This is a genomic window from Gardnerella vaginalis 1500E, assembly GCF_000263595.1.
Lineage (GTDB): Bacteria > Actinomycetota > Actinomycetes > Actinomycetales > Bifidobacteriaceae > Bifidobacterium > Bifidobacterium vaginale_E.
The window spans coordinates 18,385-39,546 of record NZ_ADES01000027.1 but is presented as its reverse complement, the minus strand read 5'-3'; the positions used below and the strand labels follow the sequence as shown (position 1 = coordinate 39,546).

Genomic DNA, 21,162 nt, shown 5'->3' with positions numbered 1-21,162 from the left:
AAAGGGACGTTCGATGGTAGCTTCTTTTGAAAGCGCGGAAGTTGAAAGCGCAAAAAATGAAAGCGCGGAAAATCTAAAGAATGCATCGCAATCTGCTGCAAATTTGACCGCGCTGTGGCCATTAACAGAAGCGCGTCACCTTGATAATGACGCAAAATATGCTGAAAATCTGGAAGTGCGCTCAATGCGAGCAATAGCGCGAATACTTACGAATCTTGACGTTACTGTGCCGGATGCTGAATTTGTGTACGAAGGTGCGGATGAAATTCCTGGACGTCCGCAAGAAATAGTCGATGCTTTGCTCGCGGCTGCAGACGCATACGACGCAATGGATTCGTGCTATGAGCCTAATTACGATGAAGCGGAAGCGGAAATTTTAGAAAACGACGTCAATAATGACGCAAATAATGACATCAATAATATAGAAACTATTTTTAATAAACTTGCCTATCACTCTTCTGCGGATGCTGATGCAATTAATAGCGCTGCAGATACGCTGGGAGTGCAAGGAAATTGGGTTGCTGAAGATTTGCAAAACGCTATCGGATACGCAAAAAAGCAATCTTTTGAATATAGGGAATCTGTAGAGTCGCAAAAAATTATTCTGGTTTTGTGTATTCTTATCAAGCTAGTTGCAAAAACTAGCGATATTAAAGAAACTTTACCGGTTTTCCTTTATATTAACGAAGTATGCGAGTGTGCTGGAGTGCCTCGCATGATGTTTAAAGATACTCAGTGGTGCGAGCTTGTTGATTACGTGCGCAATTCGCAAGTAGACTGCAACGAAAGTAACGAAAGTAACGAAAGTAACGAAAGTAACGAAAATAGTATTAGCGCTTTAATTAATTTTGCGTCGCCTTTGTTAGCTGCGGAATGGCAAAAGCATCGTGAAGATGTGTTGTGGGATCCTGAAGTTGCAAAGAAGCTCGCAAAAGAAGAGGATGATAGAAAGTCTCGCGAAGCGTTAGCAGCAAAATTTGCGCATGTAGAAGGAAATAAGGAATCTACGCAAGCTTTGGACTGATGTAATCCGTCCGTAACGCGCGGCACAATGGAACTTATGACTGATACAGAGGAAACTCAAAACGCTGCGCAAGTTGCAGCAAAATCCGAAAAGCCTGAACTTCCAAAGAATGTTCGTGTGCGTTTTTGCCCTTCGCCAACCGGCACACCTCACGTTGGTATGGTTCGTACCGCGCTGTTTAATTGGGCAGAGGCTCGCCATACTCACGGCAAGTTGCTGTTCCGCATTGAAGATACAGATAATGAGCGCGATAGTGAGGAAAGCTACCAGCAGATTATTGAGGCTCTTCGTTGGCTAAATATTGATTGGGACGAGGGTATTGATGTTGGTGGAGATAATGGTCCATACCGCCAGTCCCAGCGCATGGAAATTTATAAAGACGTAGCACAAAAGCTTTTTGAAGCAGGATACGCTTACGAATCCTTCTCTACTCCTGAAGAAATTAAGGAGCGTAATATTGCTGCTGGTCGTCCAGCTGAGTTTGGCTACGATGGCTACGATCGCAATCTTACAGAAGAGCAGAAGCAAGCTTTCCGTGCGGAAGGCCGCAAGCCTGCGCTTCGCTTGAAGATGCCAAATGAAGACATTACTTTTAACGATTTGATTCGTGGCGAAATCACCTTTAAAGCTGGATCTGTTCCAGATTATGTGATTGTTCGCCCGAATGGTGATCCGCTTTACACGCTTACGAACCCTGTTGACGACGCGTTAATGGACGTGAACGTGGTTTTGCGCGGTGAAGATATTCTTAGCTCAACGCCTCGCCAGATTGTGCTTTACCGTTACCTTATGGAAATGGGCATTGCTAAGGAAACTCCACTTTACGGCCATATGCCTTACGTTATGGGCGAAGGTAAGAAGAAGCTTTCTAAGCGAGATCCAGAGTCCAACTTGTTCTTGCATAGAGATAACGGCTTTATTCCAGAAGGCTTGCTGAACTACTTGGCTTTGCTTGGCTGGTCGATTGCGCCTGATCGTGACGTGTTCACTATGGACGAAATGATTGAAAAGTTTGATGTGCGAGACGTTAAAGCAAATCCTGCACACTTTGACTTGGATAAAGCAATTTCGATTAACGCTGAGCATATTCGTATGCTCGATCCGCAAGATTTCTTGAACCGTTCCGTGCCATACTTGCATAAGGATGGCGTAGTTAGCGCGGATAATTGGGATGCCTTAACTGACCGCGAACGTGAAGTGCTAACTGCTGCAGCTCCACTCGTGCAGCCTCGCGTGCGTTTGCTTGGTGAGGTTGCTGGAATGGTTGGAAGCCTTCTTAGTGAAGATGGCTACATTGCTCCAGATGACGACGCTCGTAAGCAGTTGAAGGAATCTGCAGGCGAGGTTCTTGACGCTGCGCTCGCTGCCTTGAAGGACGTTGATACTTCTGATTGGCATACTGATTCCTTGCATGAGCTTTTGAACAAGAAGCTTGTTGAGGAAGCTGGTTACAAGCCGCGCTTGGCGTTTGGCCCTGTGCGAGTTGCTCTTTCTGGCCGTCGCGTTTCGCCTCCACTGTTTGAGTCCATGGAAATTGTGGGCAAGGACGTGACTCTGGCGCGTTTGGCTGGATTGTGTGAGCATTTGTAAATCACAAATAATTTATAATCGCAAATAAAATTTTAATAAGGCGGGAGTGTGGCACTATTGCTGCATTCCCGCCTTATTATTTGTTTTATGTTTTAATATATTTTCGACACGCCGCGGTTGCATGTATTTGCTTTATGTTGTAAAGTCGCTATTTGTTGCGTCAAGAGGCGTAGCGATAAATGAAAGCCCCCGTCGTCTAGCGGCCTAGGACTACGCCCTCTCACGGCGCCAACACCGGTTCAAATCCGGTCGGGGGTACGAAGACGGAACGGTTCCAAGAGCCGCGAAGCCTGCCAATTGGGGTATGGTGTAATTGGCAACACAGGTGATTCTGGTTCATCCATTCTTGGTTCGAGTCCAGGTACCCCAGCGAATAGCTCTCGTAGAACGAGGGCTTTTTTGTTATCTATATAAATTTCTGAGAATCATACGTTTAAAAATCAAAAACCCCGGCGCGTGACCGGGGTTAGAGAAAAGAGAAGAAGAGAGGTTAAGTTCTTTAAGGTTTCGTAACTACTTGTTTGTAGTTCGTTTTCCTTTTGATGTATCTATAATAAACACATTATGCTGAGTGCAATAATGCGATTGCCTGTAAGTTTCCTGTGAATTTGTAACTATTTTGCTGATTTTTGCTGATTTCCACCCATTCTTCACAAGTTTGCACCTGTTTTTTCGTTGGATCAACGAGTTTTGCGAATCTCAATCATTTTGCAAGCAAACCGATTTTTACAAGAATTAGCGAATTTTTGAAAACGCTGCAAAAAATTTAGTGAGTCGTTTCGTATCTGCCGTATGCTTAAAGTATGAGTGATTCTGCACAATCTGAAGTTACTGCAAACGCAGAGCTTCCTTTATCAATTTCAGCGCGATTGGGACGCTTACAGTTCCATCTTTCTGGTAAGTTTCGCGTACTTCAATGTGCAGATGTTCAAGATGTTCCTAAAGTGTCGTCGGATACTATTCGACTAATTGAATCTGCTTGCAGCGCCGTGCGTCCTGATTTGGTTGTGTTTACAGGTAATCAGATTGCTGGCTACGAAAAAGTTTTTTCAAGCACTTTTACGCGCAGACGTTGGCAGAAGTCTGAAAATATGCCTGACTGTGATAGGAAACAGCTACTTCAGCAGGTTAAAAACGGAATATCTCGCTTAGTTGAACCATTAGAAAAGCGCAAAATTCCATGGGTTGTAACATATGGTAATCATGATTTTCAGTGTGGATTAAGTAACGAGGAGCTTGACTCACTGTATCGTGAATTTTCTTGCTGCATGAATCGTGTTTCTAACTATACGTCTTCATCAAGCGCAATGCAGTCAACGAATTGTATTTTACACAAGCAGATTATATTGCCTTGTGAGCCAGGCACTTTCGCTCTTCCTGTTATGGACGAAAGCCAAGAGAACGTTGTTTTTTCAATTGTTTTAATAGATTCAGGAGATTATTCTCAATCGGGCGGCTATGGCCAGCCTTCTAAAAAGGCTCTTAATTTTGTAGAGAAGCTTCCGGATTCTTTGCCGCCTCGTTTCTGCGTGTTTCAGCATTTTCCGTTGCAACAGTATTATCGTGTTCTTCGTGAGGTTTCTAAAGATTCTGCTGCACAAGAAAGCGCAATTGAAGGGTATCGTACTTTTTCTGGACGTTACTACGCTCTTGACGAGAATCGTGTTCTTCCGGACGGCTATTTGGGCGAGGGCATTAGTTGCCCAGATGTTGACAGCGGCGAGTTTGCGCTTTTAGCTAAAGTTGGCGCGTTTGCTGTTGTTGCTGGTCACGATCATCTAAATGCTTTTGCTGGTAAAGAGCCTGAAAAGAATATGCTTCTTATTGCAACTCCTACTTGTGGATTTAGTTCATACGGCCCGGAGCCTGCAAAGCGTGGTGTACGTTTGCTTGAATTTGATATTCGTCACCCATTTGAACCGCGCACGCAAATGCTGGAATTTGGCAATCTTGTTGGCAAACCATCAACTAAAAAGGCTTATACGTATGGTCTTACCGCAGAATCTGAGCATGATTTACCTGAGGTTGATTTATTGCGAAAACCATCATTGTTAACTAAGTTAATTCGCAGATGGCGTCAGCATCAAACCCATTAAAATGCGAGTTTAGTGGAGTTAGTATTTTATTAAGCAATATATCTGAGCGCGTTGGCAAGTATGCCGGTATGATAGTTAATAGTTTTTTAGCGCGAACGAAAGAGGTAAACGTGTCCGCACATAATACGGCTGAACAGAACAACAATAGTGGCATTGATGCTGCAGACGTGTTGCATGTAGAAGGTGGTAAGCCGCTTAATGGCACTATTAAAGTGCGTGGTGCGAAGAATTTTGTAAGCAAGGCAATGGTTGCTGCTCTTTTAGCACCTGGAAAGTCTGTGCTTAAAAATGTTCCAGAAATTCGTGACGTGCATGTTGTTTCAGATTTATTGCGTTTGCATGGTGTTTCTGTAGACGTAAATGGTCCGGAAGGAATCGTTACAATCGACGCAACAAAAGTGCAGCTCGCAGATGTTGCAGACGTCGATACTCTTTCCGGCTCTTCGCGTATTCCTATTCTTTTCTCTGGCCCTCTTCTTCATCGTCTTGGAGAAGCGTTTATTCCAGCGCTTGGAGGCTGTAATATTGGCGGTCGCCCAATTGATTTCCATCTTGAAACCTTGCGAAAGCTTGGTGCAAATGTAGATAAAGATCACGAGGATGGCATTCATATTACTGCACCTAACGGTTTGCACGGTACTAAAATTCATCTGCCGTATCCTTCTGTTGGAGCAACGGAGCAGACTTTACTTGCAGCAGTTCTTGCAGAAGGTCGAACTGAGCTTTCGGGTGCTGCAATTGAGCCTGAAATTATGGATTTGGTAGCTGTTTTGCAAAAAATGGGTGCGATTATTTCTGTAGACGTTGACCGTACTTTCCGAATTGAAGGCGTAAAAGAATTACAAGGCTATACGCATACTTCACTAACCGATCGAATTGAAGCTGCTTCTTGGGCTTCGGCGGCTCTTGCTACTCACGGAGACGTGTTTATTAAGGGCGCAACTCAGCCGGAAATGATGACTTTCTTAAACGTGTTCCGCAAAGTTGGCGGACAATTCGACGTTACGGATAAAGGTATTAGATTCTGGCATCCGGGTGGAGATTTGCATCCTGTTGCTATTGAAACCGACGTGCATCCTGGTTTTATGACTGATTGGCAGCAGCCGCTTGTTGTTGCGCTTACTCAGGCGAAGGGCTTGAGTATTGTGCATGAAACGGTTTACGAGAATCGTTTTGGTTTCACTAAGCCTCTTGTCCAAATGGGTGCTATGGTTCAGCTGTATCGTGAGTGCTTGGGTTCTCTTCCTTGCCGCTTCCAGCAGCGTAATTACAAGCATTCTGCCGTGATTTTTGGACCTACTCCTTTAACCGGTCAAGATATTGATGTTCCGGATTTGCGAGGCGGTTTTAGTCACTTGATTGCAGCTCTTACTGCTAAAGGTCCATCTAATGTTCGCGGTATTTCGCTAATTGATCGCGGTTACGCTGATTTTCGCGGAAAACTTCTTGCACTTGGCGCGGATATTGACTAATTAATCCAAGTATTTTGTAGGATTCTAAGCTTTTAACCACAATAGGTAAAAAAGCTTTTTTATGCACGAAATTATCGATACAGTAGTCGCAATTGTAATTTAATTGCTCAGTAAATTAACCAAATTTTGCCGAGCAATTTACATTATTTAGATTGCGAGGATTGACGATGGTTTGTGTAGGAGGGCGATACCAGTTACTAGGAGAGCTGGGTTGCGGTGGTACTTCAACCGTATTTCTTGCGGTTGATACCGTGCTGCACAAACAGTGGGCTGTAAAAGAAACCTTGCTTCAAGGTGACGAATCGTATCGCAAAAATATAGTCCAATCTTTACGTGCTGAAGTTGATGTATTAAAAGAGTGCGATCACCCTGCAATACCTAGAATCGTCGATTTTTTTGAAGAAAATGGTCGAGCTTATGCCGTACGAGATTATGTAAAAGGACGTTCTCTTAAATCAATTGTTGACGAAGAAGGTTTACAAAACCCTGCAACGGTTAAAAACTGGGGAGTGCAATTATGCTCGGTTTTAGCTTACTTGCACTCGCATTATCCTCCAATTATTTATGGTGATCTTAAACCTTCAAACGTTATTATTTCGCAAGACGGAACAGTTCGTCTAATTGACTTTGGTGCCGCAAGCAAATTGTATACTCGCGAAGGATCTGTTGATTTTCAATCTGCTAGTATGAGAGGTTTTGAGAAATCAGATTTGCGTTTTGCAACTCCACGTTTTTCAGCGCCTGAAGTTTTAGATGGTAGTGAGGAAATAACTCCTGCTAGTGACGTTTATGCTCTTGGAATGACATTGAGATACGCGTTATTTCCTAGCGATGCTTCTAAAGCAGGTCTGCAAGCTGTAGCTGTAAGTAACGAAAATCGCGAATTGTTTGAGAATCTAGTATCTGTTATTGCACTGGCAACTACTTCTAACCCTTCCAACAGGTATAAAGATTGCGAAGAGATGCTTTCTGCGCTAGAGTCATGCGGATCAAGCAGCAGTCGAAGTTCATTAAATAATAAAAATTCTGTTATTAGCAGGCGCAAAAGTCGAGCATCTTCTATAAAGAGACGCGAACGTAGCGTGCATATTAGCTCTCCTGTAAAAACTGCAGGCTTATCTGCATTGCTGCTATTTTTTGTGGTTGTATTATTCAACTGCCTGCCTATTTTCAGCAGCAATGCAGCGGTTAAGCCTACGAACAAAACTTTAAGCGCAGAAGCGAAAATAAGTCGCCTGAAATTAATAAAGAAAAATAAAGCAGATTACGATTCTCTTATACGCATGGCAGAACGTGAAAGCAGCTCCGGTTTTGCTAAACGCTATATTTCGCGCGCTATGCAAATACAAAATAGCATGTTGCAAAAGCATTACGTTCGGCAAATGTCTTTTAGGCCTTTGCGCGTTTTGCTACGCTCGCAACTTGCGGATCAGCAGTGGAGTGTTGGGGAGGAGCGCGATTTTATGAGCTTAATAAGCAAGTATGATTATCAGCTGCGTTCAAATATCAACGATTGGGCAAGTATTTCTGGCGATATTGGTAAAGCGTATTGGTACTATTTTGCAGGATTTTCTGGAAAAGTTGTGAATGCGGAAAGGCTTTCGCGCATGCGAGTGGCGAGGGCTTGGTTTGTTGACGCATTGGCAACTTTCAAATCATCTTTAGTAAAAAATCAAGTGCACAAATTAAGCAATAAAGCAAGCATATTTAAGGCTTATGTTTCTATTTCTGATTGCTACGCTCGTCTTGTTGATGTTAGTACAGATTCTCCCAATGAAGAAACGTATAAACAGTATGTGAACTATTTGCAGAATCTTATAAAAATATCGAAGCAGAATAATGTGAACATACTTCGCATTGACACTGGTGAATTGGTGCTGCAATCCTTACACTCTTGGATGCGGATGTTGCGTGTAAGCGGTTTTAGTAAGCAAGAAGTTCAACAGTTATGTGATGATGCGAAAAATCTTCTTAATCAGTCACATGCTTCGAATGATGATGTTGTAAAAAGGCAAAAAGCTGCGCTTGATAGCGTGCTTAAAATTCAAGATGAAATAAACTCAATTTTTTCAGAAAAATAATTTAAGCAATAAAAGGTAATAAAAGTTAATAAAAGTAGAACAAAGTAACAGCAAAGTAATAACAAAATAAAACAAATAAGGGATTAACAAAAGGGGGAATATATGAAACAGCAAAATCGAGAAGGGTTTGCTAAGGTGAAACATTCTTTGTGGGGGAAGGCAGAGATGTCTTTTAATAAACTTATTAAAAGATCTTTAGCAAGATTTATTGCAGGTGTTTGCATCTCTGCATTTTTCTTTATGAGCATTGTTGCAGTATTGCTGCCGATTAATGCTTCCTACGCTCAAACAAAGAATATTAGTGTAACAACAGAAAACCATGTAAAAACGCAGAATGTCAACACTGATCGCAATTTGCACATACGACATATTTCTGTTATGCCAAACCAGCGAACAGTTCGCTCTAAAGCTAAGTACATGTTTACTAAGCGTCCAGTTTTGCTAGTTGTTACGGTTGACGGAATGGATGCGTCAACAATAAAGCGTATTCACAAAGTTTATGTAAATATTGGACGGTACAAAGTTGCTAATTCTAAAGCTGAGTTGGCTAAAACAGAAGTGTTGTCGTCTTTAGTTAATTTCCGCTACCAACTACGCCCTATCCCGGTAGGAGTAGTAAAAGTTGAGTTGAAAAGTCGCGGAATTTACGATTTGCGCGACGTTTCAGTGCGAATTGCGTCCGTGGCAATTGCGCCGCATCGCATATGGGGTGGTAGTAATGCAAATAAAAAGAACGAAAATAAGGCATCTAGTATTACTCGTGTAGCAAAATCTTCTACAAGTAAAATGAATTTTCAAGAGCCAATACTAAATATTCCTGCTTTAGCTGTAAATATTTCGGATTCAACGCAAAGTAGCAATATGCTAGATTCTGTACGTTTTGTGGTTATTGATTATACTGAGCCGCGGTTAAAGGTTATTTACGACAACAATACCGTTTACGGAGGTAAATATTTTAAGGCGAATCGTTCAGCTAGGGTAATAGTAGACGATGAGTCTTTTGCTTTTTCTTATCTTCTTAGAGACTCTTCGCCAATAGCAACTGTTAAAGCAAACGGAAAACAAGTTATTAATCTAACTGCTCAACAGTTTAAAAACGACAGTTTGCACCCAAACATTTGGTATGCAGATATTTCGTTTAATAAAGATGCTTCTTGGGAAGCTAAATATGCTGCTCAAGATTTGTCTGGCAATTTCAGTTCTTCGCGTAGTGACAATTTTGTTATTGATACTCACATTCCAACTGTTTCGATTAACGGTGTTAGTAATGGTGGAGCTTATTCTCATGAAGTAAAACCAACGGTTGTTATTAGTGATAATTATTTGAATCCAAAAAGTGTAAAGTGCTGGCTGCGTCGCATTCGTGGTGGTCAGAACGTAAATCCGGCTTCTGCAAAATTTAGTAATAACAGTGCAAAAGTCCAGTACGAAGCTTTTTATAGTGGTCCAAACGATGACGATATTTATCAGTTGCAGTGGAGCGCAAAAGATGTGGTAAATCATGAGATTCACGGAAGTATGCAATTTTCTATTAACAGCTCCGGGTCAACGTTTAGCTTAGATAGTTCAACTGCTGCAATGAACAACAAACAGTTGCAACATGCGAAAGATGTTCGTATTGAAGAAGTTAATGCCAGTGCTTTGGCGCATCCTGCAAAAGTCAGCGTTGTGCAAGACGGTGTTGAAAGAAACCTAAGTAAAAACGATTTTTCTGTAGCCGTAAGTACAGATCGCGGTTGGCCTCGTTTAACATACACTATTTTCCAACGTAATTTTGCGGATAATGCGAATTACAGAGTGTTAATTAATTCTGTAGATAAAGCAGGTAATCATTCCTCTAACGAGCGAGTAGTAGGTGAATCTAACGGAGTGCTACGTGCGTCTTCTGCGTCTTTGCGATTTACTGTAGATCATATTGCTCCTCTTGCAACAGCATTTGATATTCGTAAAAATTCAGTTTACAAAACTGAAAAAGATGGAAAATTAGTGAGAATTAGTGCAAAAGATAATATGGCTTTGAAATTAGTGTCATTTAATGTTGACGGCAAAGCTAAGCATATTTGGCGAGGAAAGTCGGCGAATAAGCCAGTGCTGTCTTTGAAAATGAAGCCTGATGGTGTGGCCCACGATGTTCTTGTAAAAGCTGTGGATTATGCAGGAAATATAACAGAGTTAAGATACAACAATGTGAAAGTTGTGCAGATTTCGCACAGTCTAAAAAAGATTTCTGCATTAGAAAAGAAGAAAAATGGTGGTAAAAAAGACGATAAAAATGATGATGTAGCAAGCTCTCAAGTGCAAGATTCGAATAATACAAATAATGCAAATAAAGCGGATTCTAATGTAGTATCTAATGATGATTTGAGCAGCGATTTGAATGATAAAAACACAAGTGGAAGAAGCTCGTCAAATCTGCTAGTAGTGCTTGCATATGTTGGAATAATCGTTGTGGCATTGTTATGCGTGGCTCTTGGAGCTGGAATAATCTACAAAAAGCATAAAAGTAGTAAGGAAGATGATTAAGTGCGCAATAGGGCTAAGCGAATAAAAAAGCCCACTGCGGTGGAATGAATGCAGTGGGCTTCGTGGAGCTAATGGTAATCGAAACCACGACCTCTTCGATGCGAACGAAGCGCTCTACCAACTGAGCTATAGCCCCAAAATTAAAAAATATATTGTCTTACGACTCTGCACACTGTACTACAAATCTTGTATAAAAACAATATTTCTTATAGTGCAGTGTGCATGAGTGTCGTAAGCGCAGTCTATTTAGATGCCTTTTTTGCTTTGTGTGCCTTGTATAAGCCAATAAAAGTTGGAACAAGTGAAATAAGTAAAATGGCAACAATCACTAATTCAAAATTCTTCTGTACGAAATCAATCTTTCCAAAGAAGTATCCAAGAAGCGTGAAAAGTGAGGACCATATAATTCCGCCAAGAATAGAAAATGGTGTAAAACGAACCCAGCGCATTCCGGATACGCCGGAAATAAACGGCATGAACGTGCGAATAAATGGGAAGAATCTGCCCAAAAATACAGCTAAAGGACCCCATTTTTCAATCATTGCTTCGGTTTTAGCAACGCGCTCTGGAGTAAGAGCCTTAACTTTACCAGATTCTACAATCTTGCGTCCGAAGAAATGGCCAATAAAGTAGTTGCACTGATCGCCAATAATAGGCGCTAGCCAAACAACCGCAAGCAACAGTGGAAGAGGCAGTGCGCTGTGACCAGTTTGAGCATCGGGAGCTGCAAAGAAACCAGCCGCAAAAAGCAAGGAATCTCCCGGCAAAAATGGGAAGAATACTACGCCTGTTTCAATAAAAATAATTAGAAAAATAAGACCTAATGCTGGAGCTGTACCCATCGCAATCCAACTTGCAATAGCGGAGCGTGGATCCTTAAGTAAGTTGACAATAAAATGAATAAATCCCATGATATCCTGTCGTATTTTTTGCGACTAAACGCCGCTTTTTAAGCAAAACGCATGCAAAACATGCCTTTACAATGAGACTAGCAGTCGGCATAAACGGCAAACATGTTAAGTGCACTACTTATTGCGCGAGTTATTGAATACAATAATAAAGTATTGATAAAATATTATTACTGTTATGCAGGTGTGCTTAAACTTGCGAAGGATTGGGCGAATGCTAAAGATTTGCAGGAGAATTATCTTATGACATTGAACGATGAACATAGTGAGAGTCCTAAAAGTTTTACGCCAATAAAAGTAAGACGACGTCCAACATCTTCTAAAAGTGCTGTAACTGTAAAAAGTGCTGCGCCCGTAAAAAGTGCTGCGCCAGTAAAAGAAATATCAGATGAGTATTTAAGCTCAGATTTGCCTGAAACAGAATTATCAATTGCCGATTTTTCGCGTAAACATGCGAATCCTAAGCGTTGGTGGATATATTTAGGAATATTATTGCTCGCAATTGTTCTACCGTATTGGGTTGGACGCACTCTTGCTGTTCAATATACGTCGTGGGTTGTTTCGCATTGTGCAGGACTGTCTGCTCAAGGAGTAGTTTTTATTTCCTGGGTTATTACAGTTGCTGCTTTTACAAGTCTTGCAATGGCTTTAATTGAATCAAGTAGCTGGGTTTGGAGATTTATTTTTGTGGTGTTCCTAGCTTTTGAACAGCTTATTGCGGGATTGTGTATGTTAAGTATGAGTTTTTGGTATTCAACTTACGTAGTTTATGGTCATGCTTCCGGGCTTGCTAACGCAGCTAATCTTGGCATTATTTCTGCAGGATTTGCTGTGGCTGTTTTTGCCGTATTGTTCGTTGGCTTGCTTGTTATTATTCCTAAAAAATCGCGTTTAAATGTACTAACTCGCAGCTGGGCATCTTTTATTATGTTTTACGCTGTTGAAGTTTTGGCAATTCTAGTTGTGCTATTTGGTGGCTTTATGACCGCAATGTAATATTTTGTACGGCAAATTTTGATTAACAATAACAACTTGTTGACGATAATTGTATCTAGTGCTATACCGAGTGATGTATATGCTCTTCTTTAAAAGAAAGTGGCTTTATTATGAAACGATATAGCAAAAGCATTTTTACGGCTTTAGTTTCTCTTTGTTTATCATTGTTTTTATTTAAGGTCTAATGAACATTACGGTGGGAAGACTCGTTGGGTTGGTTTGCAGAGTCTTTACTAAAAGATTTTTAGATATAGGTGTATATGAAATTACATATTGGTTTATTTCACAGTAATCGAGACAATAAGCGCTGGTATATTGCATTGCGATGCGTGGCAGTGTACATCATTGTATGGCTATGCGTTTTTAATATGTTAAATGGCGCAAAAGAATCGTACTATCAACAATATTACGATTTGGATTATGCTCTTGATATTGATGGGTCAATTACAGAATCGTTGGAAATTGCTCATAAAAAATCTCCTGGCCATGAACCTAATATACAAGAATCTGCTCCACTTTCATGTAATGATTGTCAAGATAAGCTGTCGGACGAAGGTGTACCACTGATAACCACAATGCTTTTTGATTATTTCAAATTTAAGAACGCGACGAGCAACATTACAAAAGCAAAATATGAATTGTTTGATCACTCACTGTCTATATCTGATACGTATGTGACGCATAATTATGAATATGATTAAAAGATGTCATATGCGTATTTCAACTTGTTGACGAGTGGTTGTATAATAGAGATTCGGCGTGTAACGCCCGCGGATTGAGAGCGCTACAACAGAAGGTTGTGGCACCGCGCAGTGATATTAAGGAGGACGCCGTGGCATTAACGGCTGAAGATAAGAAGAACATTATCAACGAATACGCGACGCACGAGGGTGACACGGGTTCCCCAGAAGTGCAGGTCGCTTTGCTTAGCAAGCGCATTGCTGACCTTACTGAGCACTTGAAGGAGCACAAGCACGATCATCATTCTCGTCGCGGCTTGTTGCTCATGGTTGGTGACCGTCGCCGTCTTCTTGATTACTTGAAGCGAGTTGACATCAATCGCTATCGTTCTTTGATTGATCGACTCGGCTTGCGCCGATAGTCTTTTAGCCCGGGCTTAGCTCGGGCTTTTGTATATATTTATATATACATAATTGAAAGCATAATTTAAAATTGAATCATAACTAAAGATTGAAGAATAATTTAATATTAAAATAATTTAAGATTGAAGCATAACTAAATACGGATGATTGAAGTAACCGAAACAAAAAACACTACGAAATATTGGCGTGAAGGATTGCGAAAAATCGTTAGGGATAATAACAACGCGAAGTCGCCAATGTTATTACGCATGTTGGTTGATTAGGTAAGTTAAGAAAAGGAGGAACCCGTGGAGGGTCCCGAAATTAAGGCTGTAGAAGCCGTTATTGATAATGGTTCATTTGGTAAGCGCACGCTGCGCTTTGAAACTGGTCGACTCGCACAACAGGCAGACGGTGCTGTTGCTGCCTACTTGGATGACGATTCCATGATTTTGTCGACGACGACTGCAGGATCTAGTCCGAAGGAAAATTACGATTTCTTCCCACTTACTGTTGATGTGGAAGAGAAGATGTATGCCGCTGGAAAGATTCCAGGTTCGTTCTTCCGCCGTGAAGGACGTCCTTCTAACGAAGCAACATTGGCATGCCGAATTATCGACCGCCCATTGCGCCCACTGTTCCCACACACTCTTCGTAACGAAGTGCAGGTTGTGGAAACTATTTTGTCTATTAATCCTGACGATGCTTACGATGTAATCGCTTTGAACGCGGCTTCTGCATCTACTATGATTTCTGGTTTGCCATTTGAAGGCCCAGTTTCTGGTGTTCGTTTAGCTTTGATTGACGGCCAGTGGGTTGCTTTCCCACGTTGGAGCGAACGTGAGCGTGCAGTATTTGAAATTGTTGTGGCTGGCCGAGTGATTGAAAACGGCGATGTTGCTATTGCAATGATTGAGGCTGGCGCCGGCAAGAACGCTTGGAATTTGATTTATAATGAAGGCCAAACTAAGCCGGATGAGGAAGTTGTAGCCGGTGGTTTGGAAGCTGCAAAGCCATTTATTAAGGTTATTTGCGACGTTCAAAATGAGTTGAAGCGCATTGCAGCTAAGGAAACCAAGGAATTCCAGCTCTTCCCAGAATATACGGACGAACTTTACGCGCGTATTGACGAAATCGCACACAAAGACTTGGATGAGGCTCTTTCTATTGCAGAAAAGCTTCCTCGTCAAGATCGCATCGCTGAAATTAAGGAAGGCGTGCGTGCTGCAATCGCAGAAGAATTCACTGATATGGACGAAGCTGAGAAAGAAAAGGAACTCGGCAACGCGTTTAAAGAATTGCAGCGTCAAATTGTTCGTCGTCGTATTTTGACGGAAGATTACCGAATTGATGGACGTGGTTTGCGCGATATTCGTACACTTTCTGCAGAAGTTGATGTTGTGCCTCGCGTTCACGGTTCTGCACTCTTCCAGCGCGGTGAAACCCAGATTTTGGGCGTAACAACTTTGAACATGCTTAAGATGGAGCAGCAGGTGGATGCGCTTTCTGGCCCACAGACTAAGCGCTACATGCACAACTACGAAATGCCTCCATACTCCACTGGTGAAACTGGCCGCGTTGGCTCTCCAAAGCGTCGCGAAATTGGCCACGGTGCTTTGGCAGAGAAGGCTTTGGTTCCAGTTTTGCCAGGCCGCGAAGAGTTCCCATATGCTATTCGTCAGGTTTCTGAAGCTATTGGTTCTAACGGTTCCACTTCTATGGGTTCCGTTTGTGCTTCTACGCTTTCACTTCTTGCTGCTGGCGTTCCTTTGAAGGCTCCAGTTGCTGGCATTGCTATGGGCTTGGTTTCTGGAGATGTTGATGGAAAGCATATCTTCAAGACTTTGACTGATATTCTCGGTGCTGAAGATGCATTTGGTGATATGGACTTTAAGGTTGCTGGTACTTCCGAGTTCATTACTGCTTTGCAGCTCGACACTAAGCTCGATGGTATTCCTGCAGACATTTTGGCTGCCGCTTTGCAGCAGGCTCACGAAGCTCGTGCAACTATTCTTGAAGTTATTAACGAGTGCATCGATTGCCCAGCAGAAATGAGCCCATTCGCTCCACGCATTATTACAACCACAATTCCTGTTGATAAGATTGGCGAAGTCATTGGCCCTAAGGGCAAGATGATTAACCAAATTCAGGAAGAAACTGGTGCTGAGATTGCTATTGAAGATGATGGTACCGTTTATATTGCTTCCGAAGGCGGCGAAGCTGCTCAGAAGGCAAAGGAAATCATTGATTCTATTGCAAATCCTCGCGTTCCAAAGGCTGGTGAAACTTTCACAGGTAAGGTTGTGAAGACTACGAGCTTTGGTGCTTTCGTTAATTTGACTCCTGGAACTGACGGTTTGCTTCACATTTCGCAAATTCGCAACTTGGCTAATGGTGAGCGAATTGACACTGTGGAAGATGTGCTTAAGGAAGGCGATAATGTTGAGGTTATCGTTCAAAGCGTAGATGAGCGCGGCAAGATTTCCTTGGCAATCCCAGGTTTTGAAGATCAAGAATCTTCTGCTCCAGCTCCTCGCGAAAATCGTGGCCGCGGTTCTCGTGACGATCGCGATTCTCGTAATGATTACCGCGGTGGACGTGGCCGTCGAGATGATCGCGACAGCCGTGATCGTTCGGATAGAGATGATCGTCCACGTCGTCGCATGCGTGATGATCGCGATGATCGTGACGACCGTGACAGCCGTGACAGCCGCTATTCCGATCGTGACAACCGTTACGAAGATCGCAATTCTCGTCGAGATGATCGTCGTTCGGATCGTGCAGATCGTTCGGAGCGCGACGACCGTTACGCTGACGGCGATTTTGATGACCGTCCGCGCAGGTCTTCTCATCGCGATGACCGTTACGAGGAGCGTGACGAGCGCGACAATCGCGACAATCGCGCAGATCGTGACGATCGTGCAGAGCGCGACGAGCGCAATAGCCGACGCAATTCGGAAGCTCGCCGTGGCTCCGATCGCAATCTTCGCTACGCTGCAGATGACGATCACTATGATGAGTATCGTTCTGCTCGCGAAGAGCGTACCGAGCGTCCTCGTCGTCGCGTGCGCCGCGATTTTGACCCATTTGAGGAAGATTAATCGCATAAAATTATCGAAAAGTAAATGCTAATCGGTAATAAATAAATAAATTAATAACTTACGAAATGCCTTCAAATTGCGCTTGCATTTGGAGGCATTTTAAAACTGTTTAGATAAGAGGTAAATATGGTTATGCATCGTACACTGGGGTCGTTTGACACAACAGCCATTGGCTTTGGCGAAATGCCGCTTACAATCGAAAACAATCTTGGACACAGCATGGGCATTGAAACCGTTCATGCAGCTCTTGATGCTGGCTGTACGCATATTGATACCGCATGGGCGTATTACTGCTCTGGTGGTGAGGAGCAAACTGGAGAAAAGCTTGTTCGTGAGGCTTTAGAAAGCTGGAAGGGCAATAAATCTTCTATTTTAGTTGCAACAAAAGTAGGTCATTTCCGTAACTTTACGGATGGCCGCCCAACGTGGGGCAAGGATGGCAAGCCGGAGCATTTAATCCGTCACGCAAAAGAGTCAGCTATGGCACTTGGCGTAGATACTATTGACTTGCTTTACTTCCACAGGCCAGATCCAGAAGTTCCATACAACGAATCCATTGAAGCAATGCAGCAGCTGCTTGATGAAGGAGTTGCTCGAGAAATCGGAATTTCTAACGCTTCTGTGGAACAAATTGATATTGCGCGCAATATTTTAGGAGAAAAGCTAGTAGCAGTGCAAAATCAATATTCTCCAGTTCATTTAGAGAATGAGGATACTTTGCAATATTGCGAAAAGCTTGGAATTGCTTTCGTTTGCTGGAGTCCTCTTGGTGGATTCCGTCATCCGTATGACGAGCATCTTTTCGATCCATTCCGCAAAGTTGCCGAGAATCATGGCGTAAGCTACCAGCAGGTAGTTTTGGCTTGGGAGCTTGCAAAAGGTGAGCACGTATTTGTGATTCCAGGAGCGCACAGGCCTGCAACTATTCTCGACAGCTTAAAAGCTTCAGATTTGAACTTAAGCGATGAAGAATTGGCTTATTTAGGGTGAAAGAAAGTAACATATGCAACAAACAAGCGTAACTGGCATGCCGCTGCCGCATGAAGATAACGAAGGCAAGCCAATTCCTGTAACTATTCCAGTTGCATTAGGAGCTCGCGCTCATGCAGTTTTTACTACTAGATTGGGTGGCATCTCTGAAGGTTCATTTGCTTCGCTTAATTTAGGCGGACGTGCAGGAGATAGTGAGGAAGCTGTTACAAGCAATCGCGCAGCATTACAGCGTGCGTTACAAGCAGACTTATCTTTAGTTGCTCAAGTGCACGGAAATGAAGTTTTTGACGCGGATACTGTAGTTGATTCATGGAATACGCCTTACGGATTCGACGCAACTGGTTTTGCGGATTCCAAATTGCGTATTGAATCAGATGCGCAAGTTTCTACAGCCTACTCGCTTGCTTTGGGAATGTTTGCAGCCGACTGCTTGCCTGTTCTACTTGCGGACGACGAAGCTGGAGTAATTGCAGCAGCGCATTGCGGAAGAAAAGGATTAATGGCTGGAGTTCTTGATTCTGCTATTGAAGCAATGTGTAAAAAAGGTGCTGAACGCTCGCGAATAAACGCTGTTTTAGGCCCATGCATTTGCGGAAACTGCTACGAAGTTGGCGAAAGTATTGCGCTCGATTTTGAAAAACGCTACCCACAAACCGTAACAAAAACTCGTTTCGGCGGAATCGGCATTGATATTGCTGAGGCTGCTCGAATTGACTTAGCTCTCGCAGGAGTTGCAAATATTGTTGACGCAATGCCTCGAGTTTATGCAGCAACGCAATATTTGCGTGAAGATGAGGAATTGCGCACAATTTGCGAAGTAGACGGTGAAGGAGAATCTTTGCCGGAACGTTTGCAAAATTTGCAAAACCCAATGTGCACTTTGGAAAATCCTCTGTGGTATTCGCATAGGCGCGCTCAACTTGCTGGAAAATCGCATGAAGGCAGACTTCTTGCGCTTGTAATACTAGACAAGTAGCTAAAATCTTCAGAAAGTAGGCTAATATTATGAATCAAATTAACGTTGTAATTTCAGGATTTGGCCCATATGCAGATTTAGAAGTCAACCCTTCTTACGAAGTTCCATCTGCACTAGAATCTGCGGAAAATCTTGCTAAACTGCAACCTTCTGAAGATATTTGTGTAAAAGTAACGTCTGTTATGCTTCCGATTAGTTTTGCGAATGCTTGGCCTAAATTATTAGAAACAATTGAGCGCGAGCAGGCAAATATTGTAATCGCCACCGGCGCAAAGCACACTGCGCGAGGTGTGCAGCTTGAAAGATGCGCAACTAATGTTATTGATGCTAAAAAGCCGGATGTAGATAATAGTCGCCCGCAAAAAATGCCGATTGTTGAAGATGGTCCTGCAGCTTACTGGACGAGGCTGCCTTTGCGAATGATTTTGCAGCGTTTTGCTCACGACTCAATTGCATCTAATTTAAGCTCCGACGCAGGAACGTACGTGTGCAATTCTTTGTTTTATCAGCTTTTGCACTGGGCGGCTAAAGATAATAAGCGTGTTCTTGCCGGTTTTGTGAGTTTTCCTCCGGTCGTAAGTTTGCACGATGCTAGAAACGGTTTGCCATTAAAACAGCAGATTGAAGCAGGGCAAGATATTGTGCGTGAAGCAGTCAGATATTATATGCAACCTTCTGCAGAAGGAATGTTATTAAAGTAGTTGTTACTAAATTATTTGTTACTAAATTATTTGTTACTAAATAGGTGATGATAAATTAGTTGTGTGAGCTTAGCAAAAACGTGCGCAACACACGAGTATTTTGCGCTCTTAAGTGATAGCGTTGATGCTGATGGCGTAGGCACACAGTCGGTGCAGCTTACTGGGGGCTTGTGAAAGGAATATTATGGCAACGGATTTATTCCCAACCGCGTTGCGTGGTTACGATAAAGACAAGGTAAATGAGGCCTTTGCTAACTATGAGCGTACAATTTCGCGTTTGCGTGAACAAGTGCGTTCCAGTGACGAATCAATTTTGCAATTGCAAGCTCAATTGCAAGAAGAAAAAAATAATGTAAAGCGCGCCAAAAGCGGAAATACTTTCGCATCTTTGGGTGCAAATGCGCAACAATTACTAGCATCTGCAGAACAAACAAGTGCACAATTACTTGAGCGAGCAAAGCAGGATGCTGCGTCAATCAAAAAGAATGCACAAGCTCAGGCTGGAACATTACTTAATAACGCTAAATTAGATGCAGCTCACTTAATGCAGGAGGCACAAACTAAAGCCGACACAATGCTTTCAAACGCTACGCAAAAGTCGACTCAAATGATGCAAGCTGCTCAAGAAGATTCTGCACGTTTGCGAGATACTACAGCAAAAGACGTGCAAGCGCAAAAAGATGCTGCAGAATTAGCTTTGCAAAATGCTCAAGAGGAGCACACTAAGCGCATGGCTTCTGAGCGCGCTCAGCAAGAAAGCAATATTTCCCAGCTTAAGTCGGAAGCTGCTCAAAAAATTGCAGAACAGCGTGCGGCTGCAAACGAAGAAATTGCACGCGCAAAGGCTGAAACTAATGATCAAATCGAATCTGCGTTGGCAGAGGCGAATAAAAAGTTGGCAGATATGCGCGAACATGCTTCTAAGATGATGGCGGATGCTCAGCGTAAGGCTGGCGAAATTACGGATGCTGCCGCGGCAAAAGCTCAGGAAATTGCGGATGATGCTCAAGTTGAGCGCACGCGTACGTTAAGCCAAGTTAGTGCAGAAGTTGAGCAGATTCGTGCAGATATTGCTGCCCAGCAGGAAGAAGCAACTAAGAAGGTTGACGCTTTGCTTTCTGGCTTGAAGGAAAAGGAGAGTGCAGCTCAAGAAGAAGCCGATGCTTTGGTGGCTCGCGCGAAAACTGTGCATCAAGAAGCTGACGAATATGCGGCGCAAACGCATCAGGCTGCAGATAATCAGGCTGCTGATATTGTGCGCAAAGCTATGCAGGAAGCGACTGCTCAGGTTGAAGAGCGTAGGGCTGCAGCACAGCAGGAATTAGATGGTATGACTGCGCGCTTGAGCCAATTGCAGCATCGCGAGGCAACTATTACGCAGCGAGTTACAGAATTACGTTCGCTGTTTGCAAACGCGTTCTCTGGTTTTGATTTTGGAGATGCTCAGCAGGATCAGCCTGTTCAGCAGGCTTCTGACGATGTTGACGATTCTGCGGATGCGAAATCTTCTGCCGAAGCAAAGAAGGCTCAGCGAGATGTTCAGGCTGCGTTAGCGGAATCTAACGAATCTGACGAATACAGTGAATATGACGAATCTCAAGAAAATTAGTAAAATAAGT

At 42.9% G+C, this 21,162-nt stretch carries 15 protein-coding genes and 3 tRNA genes; 16 read left to right on the top strand and 2 right to left on the bottom strand.

Annotation, left to right across the window (positions count from 1 at the left end):
• Positions 1-13 precede the first annotated feature (13 nt).
• The 8 genes from CGSMWGV1500E_RS00275 to CGSMWGV1500E_RS00310 all read left to right on the top strand — a co-directional run bounded on the left by CGSMWGV1500E_RS00275 (position 14) and on the right by CGSMWGV1500E_RS00310 (position 10,786).
• Positions 14-1,024, top strand: coding sequence for a hypothetical protein (locus CGSMWGV1500E_RS00275; RefSeq protein WP_004129600.1), 1,011 nt, complete (start codon positions 14-16; stop codon positions 1,022-1,024).
• Positions 1,025-1,051: 27 nt separating this feature from the next.
• On the top strand, positions 1,052-2,614 hold the full coding sequence (gene gltX / locus CGSMWGV1500E_RS00280; protein ID WP_080572241.1) for a glutamate--tRNA ligase: 1,563 nt from the start codon (positions 1,052-1,054) through the stop codon (positions 2,612-2,614).
• Positions 2,615-2,799: 185 nt separating this feature from the next.
• Positions 2,800-2,872, top strand: a tRNA-Glu gene (locus CGSMWGV1500E_RS00285).
• A gap of 40 nt (positions 2,873-2,912) precedes the next feature.
• A tRNA-Gln gene (locus CGSMWGV1500E_RS00290) sits at positions 2,913-2,984 on the top strand.
• A 433-nt stretch (positions 2,985-3,417) separates the two neighbouring features.
• Positions 3,418-4,710, top strand: coding sequence for a metallophosphoesterase (locus tag CGSMWGV1500E_RS00295; RefSeq protein WP_004129597.1), 1,293 nt, complete (start codon positions 3,418-3,420; stop codon positions 4,708-4,710).
• Positions 4,711-4,820: 110 nt separating this feature from the next.
• On the top strand, positions 4,821-6,182 hold the full coding sequence (gene murA, locus CGSMWGV1500E_RS00300; protein WP_050543282.1) for a UDP-N-acetylglucosamine 1-carboxyvinyltransferase: 1,362 nt from the start codon (positions 4,821-4,823) through the stop codon (positions 6,180-6,182).
• Between the two features lie 167 nt (positions 6,183-6,349).
• Complete coding sequence (locus CGSMWGV1500E_RS00305) at positions 6,350-8,263, top strand: serine/threonine protein kinase (protein ID WP_004129591.1); 1,914 nt, start codon at positions 6,350-6,352, stop codon at positions 8,261-8,263.
• 102 nt (positions 8,264-8,365) lie between these two features.
• Positions 8,366-10,786 (top strand): hypothetical protein, encoded by a 2,421-nt coding sequence (locus CGSMWGV1500E_RS00310; RefSeq protein WP_004129590.1) that lies wholly within the window; start codon positions 8,366-8,368, stop codon positions 10,784-10,786.
• Positions 10,787-10,849: 63 nt separating this feature from the next.
• Here CGSMWGV1500E_RS00310 and CGSMWGV1500E_RS00315 read toward each other — a convergent pair.
• Both CGSMWGV1500E_RS00315 and CGSMWGV1500E_RS00320 read right to left on the bottom strand, forming a co-directional pair.
• Positions 10,850-10,922 (bottom strand) — tRNA-Ala (locus CGSMWGV1500E_RS00315).
• 106 nt (positions 10,923-11,028) lie between these two features.
• The gene (locus CGSMWGV1500E_RS00320; RefSeq protein WP_004129588.1) at positions 11,029-11,697 is read right to left on the bottom strand and encodes a DedA family protein; all 669 of its coding nucleotides are present in this window, start codon (positions 11,695-11,697) and stop codon (positions 11,029-11,031) included.
• 240 nt (positions 11,698-11,937) lie between these two features.
• On the opposite strand from CGSMWGV1500E_RS00320, the gene CGSMWGV1500E_RS00325 reads away from it, so the two are divergent.
• From CGSMWGV1500E_RS00325 to CGSMWGV1500E_RS00360, 8 genes are all read left to right on the top strand, one after another.
• Positions 11,938-12,690 carry a hypothetical protein gene (locus CGSMWGV1500E_RS00325; RefSeq protein WP_032843737.1) on the top strand — a complete coding sequence of 251 codons (753 nt, stop codon included), beginning with the start codon at positions 11,938-11,940 and terminating at the stop codon, positions 12,688-12,690.
• A gap of 260 nt (positions 12,691-12,950) precedes the next feature.
• Complete coding sequence (locus CGSMWGV1500E_RS00330; RefSeq protein ID WP_004129585.1) at positions 12,951-13,391, top strand: hypothetical protein; 441 nt, start codon at positions 12,951-12,953, stop codon at positions 13,389-13,391.
• Positions 13,392-13,522: 131 nt separating this feature from the next.
• Positions 13,523-13,792, top strand: coding sequence for a 30S ribosomal protein S15 (gene rpsO, locus CGSMWGV1500E_RS00335; RefSeq protein ID WP_004129583.1), 270 nt, complete (start codon positions 13,523-13,525; stop codon positions 13,790-13,792).
• Between the two features lie 288 nt (positions 13,793-14,080).
• Entirely contained in the window at positions 14,081-16,873 is a 2,793-nt protein-coding gene (locus tag CGSMWGV1500E_RS00340) for a polyribonucleotide nucleotidyltransferase (RefSeq protein ID WP_004129580.1), read from the top strand.
• 126 nt (positions 16,874-16,999) lie between these two features.
• Positions 17,000-17,863: an aldo/keto reductase gene (locus tag CGSMWGV1500E_RS00345; RefSeq protein ID WP_004129578.1), complete on the top strand. Its 864-nt coding sequence runs from the start codon at positions 17,000-17,002 to the stop codon at positions 17,861-17,863.
• Between the two features lie 13 nt (positions 17,864-17,876).
• Positions 17,877-18,842 (top strand): polyphenol oxidase family protein, encoded by a 966-nt coding sequence (locus CGSMWGV1500E_RS00350; protein WP_004129575.1) that lies wholly within the window; start codon positions 17,877-17,879, stop codon positions 18,840-18,842.
• A gap of 29 nt (positions 18,843-18,871) precedes the next feature.
• A complete protein-coding gene (locus CGSMWGV1500E_RS00355; RefSeq protein WP_004129572.1) occupies positions 18,872-19,543 on the top strand; it encodes a pyroglutamyl-peptidase I in 672 nt (223 codons plus the stop codon).
• A gap of 184 nt (positions 19,544-19,727) precedes the next feature.
• A complete protein-coding gene (locus CGSMWGV1500E_RS00360; RefSeq protein WP_004129568.1) occupies positions 19,728-21,152 on the top strand; it encodes a hypothetical protein in 1,425 nt (474 codons plus the stop codon).
• Positions 21,153-21,162: the final 10 nt, after the last annotated feature.